The 15260-nt window shown below is 71.2% G+C and carries 14 protein-coding genes; 7 read left to right on the top strand and 7 right to left on the bottom strand.

The window, feature by feature from the left end; all coding sequences use genetic code 11:
- Window positions 1-105 precede the first annotated feature (105 nt).
- Both QF035_RS36860 and QF035_RS36855 read left to right on the top strand, forming a co-directional pair.
- Complete coding sequence (locus QF035_RS36860; protein WP_307525182.1) at window positions 106-1131, top strand: ATP-binding cassette domain-containing protein; 1026 nt, start codon at window positions 106-108, stop codon at window positions 1129-1131.
- Entirely contained in the window at window positions 1128-1961 is an 834-nt protein-coding gene (locus QF035_RS36855) for an ABC transporter permease (RefSeq protein ID WP_307525180.1), read from the top strand. Before QF035_RS36860 ends, QF035_RS36855 begins: the two co-directional genes overlap by 4 nt.
- 44 nt (window positions 1962-2005) lie before the next feature.
- Here the strand turns inward: QF035_RS36855 and QF035_RS36850 are convergent, their stop codons facing one another.
- Complete coding sequence (locus tag QF035_RS36850; RefSeq protein ID WP_307531713.1) at window positions 2006-5341, bottom strand: AfsR/SARP family transcriptional regulator; 3336 nt, start codon at window positions 5339-5341, stop codon at window positions 2006-2008.
- A gap of 340 nt (window positions 5342-5681) precedes the next feature.
- On the opposite strand from QF035_RS36850, the gene QF035_RS36845 reads away from it, so the two are divergent.
- Window positions 5682-6482 carry a site-2 protease family protein gene (locus tag QF035_RS36845; RefSeq protein ID WP_307525178.1) on the top strand — a complete coding sequence of 267 codons (801 nt, stop codon included), beginning with the start codon at window positions 5682-5684 and terminating at the stop codon, window positions 6480-6482.
- Here the strand turns inward: QF035_RS36845 and QF035_RS36840 are convergent.
- The 3 genes from QF035_RS36840 to QF035_RS36830 form a co-directional block, all read right to left on the bottom strand.
- Entirely contained in the window at window positions 6472-6660 is a 189-nt protein-coding gene (locus QF035_RS36840) for a hypothetical protein (RefSeq protein ID WP_189838244.1), read from the bottom strand. The genes QF035_RS36845 and QF035_RS36840 overlap by 11 nt on opposite strands.
- Before the next feature lie 104 nt (window positions 6661-6764).
- Window positions 6765-7469, bottom strand: a complete 705-nt coding sequence (gene npdG, locus QF035_RS36835) for an NADPH-dependent F420 reductase (protein WP_307525174.1) — start codon at window positions 7467-7469, stop codon at window positions 6765-6767.
- A gap of 37 nt (window positions 7470-7506) precedes the next feature.
- Window positions 7507-8586, bottom strand: a complete 1080-nt coding sequence (locus QF035_RS36830; protein ID WP_307525172.1) for a sialidase family protein — start codon at window positions 8584-8586, stop codon at window positions 7507-7509.
- Window positions 8587-8688: 102 nt separating this feature from the next.
- Here QF035_RS36830 and QF035_RS36825 point away from each other — a divergent pair, with 102 nt between their 5' ends.
- Complete coding sequence (locus QF035_RS36825; protein WP_307525170.1) at window positions 8689-9291, top strand: hypothetical protein; 603 nt, start codon at window positions 8689-8691, stop codon at window positions 9289-9291.
- A 140-nt stretch (window positions 9292-9431) separates the two neighbouring features.
- Window positions 9432-10760: an MFS transporter gene (locus tag QF035_RS36820; protein ID WP_307525168.1), complete on the top strand. Its 1329-nt coding sequence runs from the start codon at window positions 9432-9434 to the stop codon at window positions 10758-10760.
- A gap of 151 nt (window positions 10761-10911) precedes the next feature.
- On the opposite strand, the gene QF035_RS36815 is transcribed toward QF035_RS36820, so the two are convergent.
- On the bottom strand, window positions 10912-11142 hold the full coding sequence (locus tag QF035_RS36815) for a hypothetical protein (protein ID WP_307525166.1): 231 nt from the start codon (window positions 11140-11142) through the stop codon (window positions 10912-10914).
- A gap of 61 nt (window positions 11143-11203) precedes the next feature.
- Here QF035_RS36815 and map point away from each other — a divergent pair, with 61 nt between their 5' ends.
- Both map and QF035_RS36805 read left to right on the top strand, forming a co-directional pair.
- The gene (gene map / locus QF035_RS36810; RefSeq protein ID WP_307525165.1) at window positions 11204-12061 is read left to right on the top strand and encodes a type I methionyl aminopeptidase; all 858 of its coding nucleotides are present in this window, start codon (window positions 11204-11206) and stop codon (window positions 12059-12061) included.
- A gap of 189 nt (window positions 12062-12250) precedes the next feature.
- The gene (locus QF035_RS36805; RefSeq protein WP_307525164.1) at window positions 12251-12910 is read left to right on the top strand and encodes a biliverdin-producing heme oxygenase; all 660 of its coding nucleotides are present in this window, start codon (window positions 12251-12253) and stop codon (window positions 12908-12910) included.
- Window positions 12911-13038: 128 nt separating this feature from the next.
- Here the strand turns inward: QF035_RS36805 and QF035_RS36800 are convergent, their stop codons facing one another.
- Window positions 13039-13683: a PhzF family phenazine biosynthesis protein gene (locus QF035_RS36800; RefSeq protein WP_269654914.1), complete on the bottom strand. Its 645-nt coding sequence runs from the start codon at window positions 13681-13683 to the stop codon at window positions 13039-13041.
- Between the two features lie 90 nt (window positions 13684-13773).
- On the bottom strand, window positions 13774-15252 hold the full coding sequence (locus tag QF035_RS36795; RefSeq protein WP_307525161.1) for an HtaA domain-containing protein: 1479 nt from the start codon (window positions 15250-15252) through the stop codon (window positions 13774-13776).
- Window positions 15253-15260 lie beyond the last annotated feature (8 nt).

The following is a 15260-nucleotide window of genomic DNA, read 5'->3' as shown; positions in this document are numbered from 1 at the left end:
GCCGTCGTGGTTCCTCAATTGATGGTTGCGGTACTCGTCGGGAGTCTGCCGGTGCTGTCGGCAACATGTCGGTGGTTTGTCGGTGGGGGCTGGCACCTTGGCGGCATGACGCGAATCGACAAGAACCCCAGCGGCGGAAACGCCGCCGTCTCCGTACGGGGGCTGGTCAAGCACTACGGCGAGACCAAGGCACTGGACGGCGTGGACCTGGACGTCCGCGAGGGCACCGTGATGGGTGTGCTCGGACCGAACGGCGCCGGCAAGACCACCCTCGTACGCATCCTGTCCACCCTCCTCTCCCCCGACTCCGGGCAGGCGAACGTCGCCGGCTACGACGTCATACGGCAGCCGCGGCAGCTGCGCCGTGTGATCGGTCTCACCGGCCAGTACGCCTCCGTCGACGAGAAGCTCCCGGGCTGGGAGAACCTCTACATGATCGGCCGGCTCCTCGACCTGCCGCGCAAGGACGCCCGCGCCCGCGCCGACGAACTGCTGGAGCGCTTCTCGCTCACCGATGCCGCCAAGCGGCCGGCGAGCACGTACTCCGGAGGTATGCGGCGGCGGCTGGACCTGGCCGCGTCGATGATCGGGCAGCCCTCCGTCCTGTTCCTCGACGAGCCCACCACCGGTCTCGACCCGCGCACCCGCAACGAGGTGTGGACCGAGATCAAGCGGATGGTCGGCGACGGTGTCACCGTGCTGCTCACCACCCAGTACATGGAGGAGGCCGAGCAGCTCGCCTCCGAGCTGACCGTCGTGGACCACGGCAAGGTCATCGCGAACGGCGCCATCGAGGAGCTGAAGGCGAAGGTCGGCGGCCGTACCCTGCGGGTCCGCCCGGTCGATCCGCTGCAGCTGCGGCCCCTGGCCGCCGCGCTCGACGAGCTGGGCCTCACCGGCCTCGCCGCCAGCACCGTGGACACCGAACGCGGTGCCGTCGTGGTCCCGATCCTCAGCGACGAGCAGCTGACCGCCGTGGTCGGCGCGGTCATCGCGCGCGGCATCACGCTCTCCTCCGTCACCACCGAACTGCCCAGCCTGGACGAGGTGTTCCTGTCCCTCACGGGTCACCGCGCCAGTGCCCCGCAGGACGCGACGCCCGCCCCCGACCTCGAGGAGGTCGCCGTATGAGCGCCACCACGCTTTCCCCCGCCGGCATCAAGGACGACATCAAGGACGACGGCCGGATCCCGCTGCGCGGTCATCTGCGCCACACCGGCGCCCTGGTCCGCCGCAACCTGCTGTGGATCCGGCAGGACCCCGAGTCGATGTTCGACGCGCTGCTGATGCCGGTCGTCTTCACCCTGCTGTTCGTGTACGTCTTCGGCGGCTCGATCGGGCAGGCACTGGGCGGCGGGCAGGACGGGTACGTGCAGTACGTGATCCCCGGCATGATCGCGATGATGAGCATGACGCTGTCTCAGGGCGTCGGCACCGGCTTCAGCCAGGACTTCAACTCCGGTGTCATGGACCGCTTCCGGTCCCTGCCGATCGGGCGCGGCTCGGTGCTGTTCGCGAAGGTCTCGGTGGAACTGGTCCGCATGCTGTTCGCGACGACCGTGCTGATGATCGTCGCCGTCCTGGTCGGGTTCGACATCAACAGCTGGCCCGGTCTGTTCGCGGCCGTGGGCCTGGCCGCGGTGTTCGCCTCGTCGATCATGTGGGTGTTCCTCACCCTGGGCGTGATCCTGAAGAACGCACAGTCCGTGCAGGCGATGGGATTCCTCGTGTTGTTCCCGCTGCAGTTCGGCTCGTCCATCTTCGCCCCGACGGCATCGATGCCCGGCTGGCTGCAGGCGTTCACCGACTACAACCCGCTGTCCACGCTCGCCGACGCGGCCCGCGGACTGATGGTGGGCGGACCGGTCGCGCACGACCTGTGGGTGACCCTGGGCTGGTCGGTGGCGATCACCGCCGTGATGGCGCCGGTCGCGATCCACAAGTTCCGTACCAAGAGCTGACGTTCACGCTCGTCCGGACCACGGCACGTCCACGATCCGCGTCGTCAGACCAGGGCGGCGGCCTCCGTAGGGGAGAGGCCGCCGCCCTCCGCGTACGCGGCCTCGTACGCCTCGTCGTCGAGGGCGGTGCGCACGGCCGTCTCGGCACGCTCCCGCACATGGCGTTCGATCGCGGACCGGACGTGGCCGGGCGGCAGCAGCCGGTCGGCGGCACCGAGACAGCGGGCGGCGTCCCGGACCCGCTGTCCGCCGTCGACGCCGGACAGCGCGAGGGAGGCGGTGGCAAGATGCGCCGACGTCATGTTCGGCGAGATCATGTTGCTCAGCGGGTCCTGCGCCCGCTGCAGGGCACCCCTCGCCTTCGTCACCGCTTCGTCGTACAGCCCGTCCACGGCGTCCAGCCAGGCCTCCACCCCGAGCACGTACGAGTCGAAGACCACGAAGTGGACGGCGCCGAACTCCTCACGCATCCGGTCCATCTGGATGCGGGCCTCGGCAAGCCGGCCGGTGCGGCCGAGCCACATCGCGAGGAAGAGCCGCGCCGCGGGCATCGCCTCGTTGCGCGCTCCGTGGCCCTGCTCCAGGACGTCGCGGAGCATCCGCTCGCCCCGCTCGGCCTCCCCCGAGTCGATGAGCACGCCGCCGAGGCGGGTGGTGAGGATGGCCGTCTGGGCGCGGGCACCGAGGTGTTCGGCGTGGGTGATGGCCGCCCGGTAGTCCGCCGCGGCGAGTTGGTACTCGCCCTTGCGTTCACGGGCCTCACCCCGTGCGGAGAGCGCCTCGGCGGCGCCCCAGCCGTCCCCGATGCGGACGAAGATCTCCAGCGACTCGTCCGCGTCACGGGTCGCGTCACCGGCCCAGTCGGCGCGGTTGGCAAGGATGTTGGCGCGCATCTGCAGGGAGCCGGCCAGCTCCCACTGGTAGCCGAGCTCCCGGCAGGTGTCGACGCTCGCGTCGATGACCTCGCGCAGCCGGTCCATGTCGCCGGTGAGCATCACGGCATAGAACCAGAGGAAGCCGGGGTTGCGGCAGACCTGCGGGTACCCCGGCTGGTAGGTCTTGGTGATGGCCAGCAGCTTCGCCTCGGCCTCCGGGGTCTGCCAGGTCTCCAACTCCAGGTCCATACAGGCGAGATGGAGGAGGTGGACTCCGCGCCGGGCCTCGGCGAGGACCTCGGGGCGCATCGGCGGCGGAGCCTCGGTGCACCGTTCGTAGAGCGGGACGGCGGGCTCGGCGGGCGGCGCGAACGGGTCGGGGCCGAGCGCCATGATCTCGCGGGTCCAGTTGCGTGCCGCCGTGCGCAGGTCGCGGATCTGCCAGTACCAGGCGAGGGAGAGGATGAGGCAGAGCGCCTCCTGTTCGTCGCGTTCGGCGACGGCGTGCTGCAGTGCGGCGCGCGTGTTCTCGCCCTCGACCTGGAGCAGTTCGATGGCCGCGCGCTGGCCGGGGCCGCGCAGCTTCGGGTCGGTGGTGCGGGCGAGTTCGCGGTAGTACGTGAGGTGGGCTCGCTCGGCGGCGGGGCGCTCGCCGGACTCGTCGAGCCGCTGCCCGGCGTACTCGGCGACGGTCTCCAGGAGCCGGTAGCGCATCTCGCCGTCGGCCCCGCCCAGGGGGGAAGGCGCCGCGACGACAAGGGACTTGTCGACGAGCGAGCCGAGCAGCTCCAGGGCGGCGGGTCCGCAGACGGCCTCGGCGGCGGCGAGGTCGCAGCCGCCGGCGAAGACGGACAGCCGCCGCAGCACGTCCCGTTCGTCCGCGTCGAGGAGGTCCCAGGACCAGTCGACGACGGCACGGAGTGTCTGCTGGCGCGGCAGGACCGTACGGCTGCCTGAAGTGAGAAGGCGGAAGCGGTTGTCGAGGCGGTCGGCGATCTGGCGCGGGGTGAGCATCCGCAGCCGGGCGGCGGCCAGTTCGATGGCCAGCGGCAGTCCGTCGAGCCGTCGGCAGATCTCGGCGGCGGCTGCTGCGGTTTCGGCGTCGGCGTCGACCCGGAAGCCGGGCCTGGCCGCGGCGCCCCGGTCGGCGAGCAGTTTCAGCGCGTAGGGCTCGGGCAGCGGTTCCACCGGCCGCAGCAACTCCCCCGGTACGCCGAGGGGTTCGCGGCTCGTGGCCAGTACGGTCAGTCCGGGGCAACGTTCCAGGAGCTGTTCGACGAGGCGGGCCGCGGCGTCCACGACGTGTTCGCAGTTGTCGAGGACGATCAGCATGCGGCGCTTGGCGCAGTGTTCGGTGAGCCTGGCGAGGGGGTCGTCGTGCCGGTCGGTGACGGCCCGCATCTCCTCGGCGCCGGCGCCGCGCAGCACGGTCTCCCGCGCTCCGACCGCGGTGAGCACGGCCTCGGGCACGGCCTCCGGGTCGTCGACGGGGGCGAGTTCGGCCAGCCACACCCCGTCGGGCACGGACGCGGCGACGCTCTCGGCGGCTTCCTGGGAGAGCCGGGTCTTGCCGGCCCCGCCGGGCCCGAGCAGGGTGACGAGCCGGGCGGCCCCGAGGTCCCCGCGGATGGTCTCCAGGTCGGTGTGCCGGCCGACGAAGGAGGTGAGCCGGGCGCGGAGGTTGCCGAGGGGCGCGGGGCGCTCGCGCGGGGCGGACGGGGGGTTGGGCCCGGGCGTCTGCTCGTACGACGTCGGCCGGTGTCCGTTCCTGCTCGTTTCCCCGCGCAGCAACTCCCCGTGCAGCGACCGCAGTTCGGGGCCCGGGTCGGTGCCGAGACGGTCGGCGAGGAGTTGTCGTACGGATTCGTAGCCCGCCAGTGCCTCCGCGGTGCGGCCCGCGTCGCGCAGGGCGCGCAGGCGCAGGACCTGGAGGGGCTCGTCCAGGGGGTGGGCGTCGCTGAGGGCGGTGAGGTCGGGGAGGTACTGCTCGGCCTGGCCGAGGGCGAGTGCCGCGGTGAGGCGGGCTCGGTGGGCGTCGAGGCGGCGGGCCTCCCAGCGGGACGACTCGGCGGTGCGGTCCGGGAGGTCGGCGAGGGCGGGGCCGCGCCAGAGCGCGAGGGCGTCGTCGAGGACGACGGCCGCCTTGCCGGGGTCGCCGTCGGCGAGCGCGCGGACGCCCTCCCCGGCAAGCCGTTCGAAGCGGTGCAGGTCGATGTCGTCGGCCGCCGCGCACAGCCGGTAGCCGCCCTCGGCGGAGGTGATGGCGTCCGCGCCGAGCGCCCTGCGCAGCCGGCCCACCAGGGCCTGCAGTGCGCCCGTGGCGTCGGCGGGCGGGTCGGCGCCCCACACCTCGTCGACCAGTACGGCCGCGGGTACGGTCCGTCCCGGCCGCAGGGCGAGCACGGTCAGCAGGGCACGCAGCCGCGCCCCGCCGACCGGGACGGGGGTGCCGTCGCCACGGAGTGCCTGGGTGGTGCCGAGAATGCGGTAGCGCACGGGGTCCATTGTCTCCGGTGGTCTCAGCACGGGTCGCGGGGTTCCTGCGGAGTGGCGCCCGGGATGTCGATCGTGACGAGGACACCGTTCTCTGCGGAGCCCTCCGGGTTACGGGTTTCTGTCAGTTCGTAACGCTTGGCCCAGGTATCGACCGAACGCGCCGGCCGCTCCCCCGGGACGGGTTCACACCGCACCTGCCTGCCCGCGTGGAACACCTGCCATGACCCCATGGGTCCACCCTCCCTGGAACTCACAGGCGATCGCGAGACGTTTTCGGCATACGCCCGGTACGGTCGGGCACGCCCCTCAGCATGAAGCCCGCTGAGCGAACCCCAGGGAGCCCGACCCCATGACCACCGCCACCACCCGCCACAGCGACCGGCGGATCAGCCCCGTCTTCCTCGGGATCGTGGCCGTCACCGCGGTGACGGGATGGGCCACCTGGACGGGCTTCGCCGAGCAGCCCGGCGTGGCCGTCTTCCTGTTCGTGACGGCGGCCTGGATCGTCTCGCTCTGTCTGCACGAGTACGCGCACGCGCGCACGGCCCTGCACAGCGGCGACATCTCGATCGGCGCGAAAGGGTATTTGACGCTCAACCCCCTCAAATACACCCACGCCCTGCTGAGCATCGTGCTCCCCGTCATCTTCGTGATGATGGGCGGTATCGGTCTGCCGGGCGGCGCGGTCTGGATCGAGCGGAACCGCATCCAGGGCCGCTGGAAGCACAGCCTGATCTCGGCGGCGGGCCCGCTGACGAACGTGCTGTTCGCGGTGGTCTGCACGGCCCCGTTCTGGCTGGACGCGCTGGACGGCGTACCGGCGGACTTCCAGTTCGCCCTCGCGTTCCTCGCGCTGCTCCAGGTCACGGCCGCGCTGCTGAACTTCCTGCCGGTGCCGGGCCTGGACGGCTACGGCATGATCGAGCCCTGGCTGTCGCACAACATCCGCCGCCAGGTGGAGCCCCTCGCGCCCTTCGGGCTGCTCCTCGTGATCGCCATCCTGTGGATCCCGGCGGTGAACGGTGTGTTCTTCGACGTGATCGACGCGCTCCTGCGCAGCCTGAACATCGACGAGTTCCAGACGTACTGCGGGCAGAACCTCTACCGCTTCTGGACGGACACCAACGAGTTCTGCTCGGTCAACCAGTGACGGACTGCGCCTGACGGCGCGCCCTGTCCCGGCGCAGGTAGTACCAGGTCATGTTGGACGAGAGTCCCGCGAGCAGCACCCAGACGATCCCCAGCCAGCTGCCCTGGACGAAGGAGACGACGGCCGCGGCGGTGGCCAGCAGGCAGACGACGAGGGCGTAGAGGGCGAGTCGGGACATGGGGTGCGGCTCCTGTCGGGTCCTGTCGTTGCTGCCGTGGCCGGCGGTCCCGTGGGGGACACTGCTGCCTCCAGTGTCCCCCATGTCCGGAGCCCGCCGTACGCCTACACGTCGGTCACACGCAGACCCGCGTGGGCCTTGTACCGGCGGTTCACCGAGATCAGGTTCGCGACCAGCGCCTCGACCTGGTGGGCGTTGCGCAGCCGTCCGGAGAAGACCCCGCGCATGCCGGGGATGCGTCCGGCCAGCGCCTGGACGATCTCGACGTCCGCGCGCTCCTCGCCGAGGACCATGACGTCGGTGTCGATCTCCTCGACCTCCGGGTCCTGGAGAAGGACAGCGGAGAGGTGGTGGAAGGCGGCGGTGACCCGCGAGTCCGGCAGCAGGGCGGCGGCCTGCTCGGCCGCGCTGCCCTCCTCGGGCTTCAGCGCGTACGCGCCCTTCTTGTCGAAGCCGAGCGGGTTGACGCAGTCGACGACGAGCTTGCCGGCCAGCTCCTCGCGCAGGGACTCCAGCGTCTTGCCGTGTCCGTCCCACGGCACGGCGACGATCACGATGTCGCTGCGACGGGCCGTCTCGGCGTTGTCGGCGCCCTCGACGCCGTGGCCGAGTTCGTCGGCGGCGGCCTGCGCGCGCTCCGCGGCCCGCGACCCGATGATCACCTTCTGGCCGGCCCGCGCCAGCCGGTAGGCGAGGCCCTTGCCCTGCGGACCGGTGCCGCCGAGTACGCCGACGACGAGCCCGGACACGTCGGGAAGGTCCCAGGGGTCCTTCGCGGGCGCCTTCTGTGCACTGTCAGTAGAGGTCATGGGCCGACTTTACGTGCGCGGTTCGCGTCCGCGGCGGTCAGGTGAGCGCCGTCACGGGCACCCTGCGGAAGACGATGGTCTCGTACGCGCCGAAGTCGCCCGTCTCGTGGAGGAGTCCGACGGTGTCGTCGTCGACGCGGACGAGATCGGAGTACCCGGCGGGCAGCCCGTCCACGGTGTGCGCGGGCCGCCAGGTGACGCCGTCGTCGGTGCTGGCGCGGATCGTCATCAGGGCGCGGAAACCGGGGTCGGCGGGGCCGGAGTACAGCAGGACGTCCGGGTCGCGGAGCTGGAGCACGCTGCCCTCGACGACCGGGCCGGTGAGGCCGGCCTGCGGGCGGAAGGGCTTGACCAGACTCTGGCCGCCGTCCCGCGAGTAGGCGTCGGCGCGGGTGCCGGGTGCGGTGGAGTCGGTGCGGGTGTTGAAGTAGACGCGGCCGTCGGGGAGTTCGGTGGCGGTGGTCTCGTTCACGTTGATGTAGTTGTCGGTGTTGTCGTCGACGTACCCGATGCGCCAGGTCCCGCCGTCGTCATCGCTCAGCAGACAGTGCCCGCCGTTGTACTTGCCCTCGGTGCCGGTGTCCTTGCCGGTAGGCGGGAGGGAGTGGTTGGCGGGGACGACGACTCGGCCGGTGCTCAACTGGAGGGCGTGGCCCGGGGTGGTGGCGTACCACCGCCAGGTGTCCTTCTTCGTCTGCTTCGTGATCTCCTTCGGGCTCGACCAGGTGAGCCCTTCGTCGTCGCTGTGCTGGACCCAGACGCGGCGTCCGTCGGCGGCGCTCACCTTGCCGCGGCGGATGGCGTCCTCGGTGGCGAGGGCGGCGTTGCGGAGGTGGACGAGCAGGACACGGCCGGTGGCGAGGACGACGGGGGCCGGGTTCCCGGAGAGCGCGTCGCCGTTCTTGGCGGCGACCTGGAGCGGGCCCCAGGTCAGACCGCCGTCCGTGGAGCGCTTCAGCACGATGTCGATGTTCCCGAAGTCGTCGCGGGAGCCGACCCGGCCCTCGCAGAAGGCCAGCAGGGTGCCCCCGCCGGTGGCGACGACGGCCGGGATGCGGAAGCTCGCATAGCCCTCCTGTCCCGCCCGGAACGGCACTGATGTCTCAGTACTGGCCATGGAACCCTCCCTCACCGACTCGGACGGACACTCTGCCCACCCCGGGCGAATTCATGGTGAACTCCACCTGACGAGTGGCCGGTTGCGGCAGGATGCGTGCGCATGGATGCCGTACGGGTCGCCCTGTTGCGCGAAGTGCTCGCCGGAACCGAGTGGCCGGGTGCCACGCGGCGGTTCGCGGGAGCGCTGCGGTCCTCCGTGCTGCCGCACGGGGGCGGACTGCTGCTGGTGGGGACGGCGGAGTACGAGCCGTGGCACCTCGCCGCGCACCTCGTGGACGAGGCCGCCTGGTCGGGCACGCCGGAGCTGACACCGACGCTCGTACGGCACGGGGCGCATCCCGGCGACCCGGCCCATCTGGCCGTCGGACTCGGCCGGATCGAGGCGGCCAGGCGGGGCGAGACACTCCTCGTGGTGGCGCCGGACGCCCCCGGGGCCCCGCTCCTGGAACGCGTCCACGACGCGCGCCGGGCCGGGGCGACGGTCCTCGCACTGGACTGCGGCGACCGTGAACTGCACGCGATGGCGCACGAGGCGCTCGCCGTGCCGTCGGAGCCGGACCTCAGCCTGGACACCGTGCAGCACCTGGTGAGCGCGGCGGCCGGGGAGAACTCACTGCCCTCCCCGCGGGGCAGGCGGCGGCTGCGGGACCGGCTGTCCCGGCTGGCGGACCAGTTGACGTCTCCACCGCCGGCACGCTGGTGACGTACGCGCCGGTGCCGGTTCGCTGGTGACGTACGCGCCGGTGTCGACGTGCTGGTGATGTACCCGCCGGTGGGCTGAGGGTCCTCGCGGTCGGAAAAGCGGTTGTCCTCGTCGGGGGCCGGGCCGGACCATGGCACCTCGTGACGGAACCCGATTGCGACGCCCCCGAATCCGCCCCCGGACGGGCCCCCTCGCGCCTGCGCGCGCTGCTGCCCGATCTGGCGCCGTGGCGGACTTCCGCCGACTTCCGGCGGCTGTGGGTGGCCGGGCTCGTCACCAACTTCGGCAGCTTCCTGACCTTCGTCGCGCTGCCGGTGCAGATGAAGGATCTGACCGGTTCCGTGGTGGCCGTCGGCGCGATCGGCGCGGTGGAACTCGTCCCGCTGATCGTGTTCGGGTTGTACGGCGGGGCGCTCGCCGATGCCCTGGACAAGCGGAAGCTGATCCTCTGGACAGAGGTGGGGCAGGGGCTGCTGAGCGGCGTACTGCTGGTCAACGCACTGCTGCCGGATCCCCTGGTGTGGCCGTTGTACGCCGTCGCCGCGCTCTCCTCCTCGCTCGTCGCCGTCCAGCGGCCCGCCCTGGACGCGCTCACGCCGCGCATCGTGCGGCACGAGCACCTGCCGGCGGCGGCCGCGCTCAACTCGTTGCGGTGGACGGTCGGCGGGGTCGCGGGTCCTGCGGTCGCGGGGCTCGTCGTGGCGTACGCCGGGCTGGGCTGGGCCTATGCCGCGGACCTGGCGACCTTCGTGGTGTCGGTCGCGCTCGCGGTCGGCCTCGCCGCGTCGCCCGCCTCCCACGAGGCCGCGAAGCCGTCACTGCGGTCGATCCTGGAGGGCGCCCAGTACGCGTGGAGCCGCAAGGAACTGCTGGGTACGTACGCCATCGACCTGGCAGCCATGTTCTTCGCCTTCCCGCTGGCCGTGCTGCCCTTCCTCGCCGACGAGCTGGACGCCGAGTGGTCGCTGGGCCTGATGTACGCGGCCCTGCCCGCCGGGGCGCTGCTGGTGAGCCTGACGAGCGGCTGGACGTCCCGGGTGCATCGGCACGGGCGGATGGTGGTGCTGGCGGCGGCGTTCTGGGGGCTCGCGATGGTGGCCGCCGGGGTCGTTCACGATGTGTGGCTGGTCCTGCTGTTCCTCGCGCTGGGCGGCTGTTTCGACATGGTCAGCGGGATCTTCCGTGCCGCGATGTGGAACCAGACGATCCCGGACGAGCTGCGGGGGCGGCTGGCGGGGATCGAGCTGCTCTCGTACTCGGTGGGGCCTCAGCTGGGACAGGTACGGGCCGGTGGCATGGCCGCGTGGATCGGTGTGCGGGGGTCCGTGTGGGCCGGGGGTGTGCTGTGCGTGGCCGCGGTGGGGGCGTTGGCTCTGTGCCTCCCGAAGCTCATGACGTACGACGTGCGGACGAATGAGCATGCGGTGCGGTTGAAGGAGTCCCGGGAAGGGGCGACTACCGGTGCGTGAATTGGCTGCGGGCCGGTGGGGGCCGGCCGCGCCCACGCGGCGGAGCCGCAAATCGACACTGCCCCGCGCCCCTGGCTTTTAGGGGCGCGGGGAACTGCGCGATCGGCCACGACGGACCCGCAGGTTCATCACGACCCCTCCGGCGGAGCCGTCAGTCGTCTTCCGGGCCCCGCGCAGCGGAGTCATGCCAGCGGGGGTCGGTCTCCCACTCGAGATTGCGCTCGCGGGCGATCTCCATCGCCTGCTCCGCCTCGCCACGGGTCGCGTACGGGCCGAAGCGGTCCTTGCCCGGGCAGTCGGGACCCTCTTCGACCTTCTTGTGCTCCAGGCAGTAGTACCACTCGCCCGGCTTCCCGACGGTCCGCTTCTTGAACAGGGCCATGGCTGGGGCTCCTTTCGCCAGGGACATCGTCCCCCACCACGCGCTGGTTAGACTCGCTGGCATGTCTGGCCAGTCGCTGCTCGTACCAGGGGAGCTTTCTCCCACCCGTCCCGTGCCGGGAAACATCAGGCGTCCCGAGTACGTGGGCAAGCCCGCCCCCACGCCGTACACCGGAGGGGAGGTCCAGACCCCGGAGACGGTCGAGGCGATGCGTGTCGCGGGGCAGATCGCCGCCCGGGCGATGGCCGAGGCCGCGAAGCTCATCGCGCCCGGCGTCACCACGGACGAGCTGGACCGGGTCGCCCACGACTACATGTGCGACCACGGCGCCTACCCGTCCACGCTCGGCTACCGCGGCTTCCCGAAGTCCCTGTGCACCTCCGTGAACGAGGTCATCTGTCACGGCATCCCGGACTCCACTGTCCTGCGGGACGGCGACATCATCAACCTCGACGTGACGGCGTACATCGGCGGTGTGCACGGCGACAACAACGCCACGTACCTCGTCGGCGACGTGGACGAGGAGTCGCGGCTGCTCGTCGAGCGGACCCGTGAGTCCCTCGACCGTGCCATCAAGGCCGTCAAGCCCGGCCGGCAGATCAACATCATCGGCCGGGTCATCGAGTCGTACGCGAAGCGCTTCGGGTACGGGGTCGTGCGGGACTTCACCGGGCACGGCATCAACTCGTCGTTCCACTCGGGGCTGATCATCCCGCACTACGACAGCCCGCACGCGACGACCCTGATCCAGCCGGGGATGACGTTCACGATCGAGCCGATGCTGACGCTGGGCACGCACGAGTACGACATGTGGGACGACGGGTGGACCGTCGTGACGAAGGACCGGCGGCGGACCGCACAGTTCGAGCACACGCTGGTCGTCACGGACAGCGGGGCCGAGGTGCTGACCCTGCCGTAACCGCCCTTTTCCGACCAAGTTCCGCACCAAGCCGCCCGCTCGAACAGAGGGGCGGCTTTTTCATGTGGACCGGATGGAGATTCGGGGTACGGTTTTACCGACAGGGCGTCGGGAAACCTGTTGACTTAGGTAAGCCTAACCATACAAGATGGGCCCGGCTCTCGTCCCCCTTCGGCCCCGGAGGTCTTCATGAACTCGTCGAGCACACCGTTCTCGACGCTCATCCGCACCGCGTCGCACGAGCAGCACGGGCAGGCGCACGACTCGACGTTCATGAGCGAGTTGCTGGGCGGCAGGCTGGGCGTGGACGCGTACACGCGGTACACCGAGCAGCTGTGGTTCGTCTACCGGGCGCTGGAGGAAGGCGGGCGCGAGCTCGTCGGCGATCCCGTGGCGGGGCCGTTCCTGCGCCCCGAGCTGGTGCGGGTGGCCGCGCTGGAGCGGGATCTCGCGCATCTGCGGGGCCCGGAGTGGCGCGAGAGCGTCACGGCGCTGCCCGCGACCGAGGAGTACACGGCGCGGATCACCGAGTGCGCGCGTACGTGGCCCGGTGGGTACGTGGCGCATCACTACACCCGTTACCTCGGCGACCTCTCCGGCGGCCAGGTCCTGCGGAGCAAGGCCGAGCAGACGTGGGGCTTCGCCCGCAAGGGGGACGGGGTGCGGTTCTACGTGTTCGAGGACATCGGGAACCCTGCCGCGTTCAAGCGGGGGTATCGCGAGTTGCTCGATGGTGTGCTTGCGGATGATCTGGAGAAGCAGCGGATCATTGCTGAGTGCAAGCGGGCGTTCGCGCTCAACATCGCGGTCTTTGTTGCTTTGGGGGAAGAGTTCCGCATCAGTGCGTGAGCGCTCCGCTGGGTTGGTTGAGTTTTGGGTGCGGGTGAGTGGGGGCTGGTCGCGCCCACGCGGCGGAGCCGCAAATTGACACAGCCCCGCGCCCCTAAAAGCAAAAGCCGGGGGCGCGGCCCCTGTTCTCAGCGTTCGAGGAACACCCTGCCACCCAGCTCTACCCAGCCCTCCGGCTGCGGGGCTGTGAGGAGTTGGGAGCCTGTGCCCTGGACGATGTTCAGGGCTCGGCCCAGTTGGGCTGTCAGTTGGAGGGCTGCGGCGCCTGTGGCCTCGTCCTCGTGCACGCCGTCGCCGCGGCCGGGGAAGCCTCGGGCGCGGATCCGGCCGGCCGCCTCGTCCTCCCAGGCCCAGGCGTAGAGCCACTCCCCTGGTGGGGGCACCTCCAGCGCGTCGACCTCGGCCGCCGTGCCGTACCGGCGGAGTGTGCGCGGCTCCGGCCACTCCGGGCGGGCCTCGATCCAGCTGAACTCGCCGTCGAGGCGAGTGCCCACCACGCCCGCGGGCGTGACGAGTTCGGGTACGTCCAGCAGCCAGGCCGCTCCGACACAGGGGTATCCGGCGAAGGGCAGCCGCACACTGGGGGTGTAGATGTCGATGACCCCGCGCTCGGGGTCGTCCACGAACACCGTCTCGCTGAACCCGAGTTTGGCCGCGAACGCCTGCCGTTCGTCCCGCTCCGGCAGTACGGAACCGTCCCGCACGACCCCGAGTTCGTTGCCGTACTCACCGCGCGGTCCGCAGAAGACCCGCAGCACGTCGTAATCAGTCACGCGGGCATTCAAGCACTACAGGAGTGGTGTGTACGCATCCGGCCGCCGGCCCCCGATGGCAGGGGCGGCAGCCGGTTGCCGTCGGTTCGGTCAGGCCTGGGTGGCGTCCGTCGCGCGGCGGCGGCGTACCGCGAACACCACGCCCGCGCCCGCCGCGACCGTCGCCGCGGCCGCCGCGCCCAGGGCGCCGACCGGGATGTCGGAGCCGGTGGAGGCGAGGCCGCCCGTCACGCCGCCCGTGGTGGAGCCGGTCGTGCCCGCGCCGCCGGTGGTGCCGCCGGTCGTGCCTCCCGTGGTGCCGCCCGTCCCGCCGCTGGACGACGTCGGGTCGGGGTCCGGGAGTTCGGCGTCGTCGGACAGGGTCACCGAGAGGTCGACCGGGTCGAGTTCGGCGCCGGCCTGGTAGAAGCCGCCGAAGGCCTCCGCGCCGGCCTTGGTGAGGGTGGCGGTGACGTCGTCGAGGGTGATGACGTCGTTCTTGGCCGTCAGGTCGGCGGACTTGGGCTTGAGTTCGGCGAGGGTCACGTCGGCGGACTTCTCGCCGAGGCTGTCGACGTCCGCGGTCAGCTTGCCGGAGCCGCCGTCGACCTCCGCCTTGAGGTCGCTGAGGGTGAGGTCGAGGCCGTAAGTGCCGTTCGTCTCATGGCCCTTGAAGTTGACCGAGCCCTTGAAGGAGGCCTTGAGGGTGTCCTCGTCCGTGTCGTAGGTCCCGGTGGCGTCGGGGAAGGTGAAGATCCCGTTGCCGGACGCCTGCGCGGCACCGCCGGACACGGTGATCTGGCCCTTGGCGACACCGTCCACCACGTACGTACGGAAGGACTGCTTGACGCCCCAGCCGAGGGTGCCGTCGGTGATGTCGCCCACGGCGTCGGCCTCGGTGGGCGAGGACGTCGGGCTCGTGGTCTGCGACGGGGTGGTGGACGGGGTGTCCGAGGGGGTGGTGGACGGCGTCGTGGACGGGGTGGGCGAGGGGGTCGTGGAGCCCGAGGGCGTGGGCGTCGGCGACTCGGTCTTCTTCTCCACGACCGTCAGGGGGTCGCCGGCCGCGCCGGAGTAGCTGGAGCTGCCGAAGACGTCGCCCGCCTCCTTCGTCAGCTTGGTCGCCATGTCCGTCATCGTGCGGGTGACGGTGACCTCGGCCAGCGGCACGTCCTGCTGGGTCGTGCCGCTCTTCGTCACGTCCGCGGTGAGTCTCGCGGCCTTGCTGTCGAACTTCACGTCGGACAGGGCGAGTTCGAAGCCGTGCAGCTTGGAGACGATCTTCAGGCTGCCCTCGAAGCCGAGCGCCACGGTGTGGGCCTCGGAGTCGTAGGTCCCGGTGCCGTTGACGAAGGTGAACGCGCCGTTGTCCTTGGCCTGCGTGGCGCCGCCCTCGGGCGTGAAGCTGCCGGCCGCCATCCCGGTCACGTACGTGCGGTACGACTGCTTGATGCCCCAGGTCAACTCGTAGCCCTTGAGCGGTACTTCGGCGGCGGACGCGGACGTCGCGGCGAGCGCGGTGGCGCCGAGCGTGACGGCGGTCGCGCAGGCTGCGGCGAGGGCTATGGGGCGGCGACGGTTGGCGGCCATGGTCGTGG

The sequence above is a fragment of the Streptomyces umbrinus genome (assembly GCF_030817415.1).
In the GTDB taxonomy this organism is placed as follows: domain Bacteria; phylum Actinomycetota; class Actinomycetes; order Streptomycetales; family Streptomycetaceae; genus Streptomyces; species Streptomyces umbrinus_A.
Note: the sequence above shows the minus strand (reverse complement) of the source record. Positions and strands in the feature narration are given on the sequence as shown.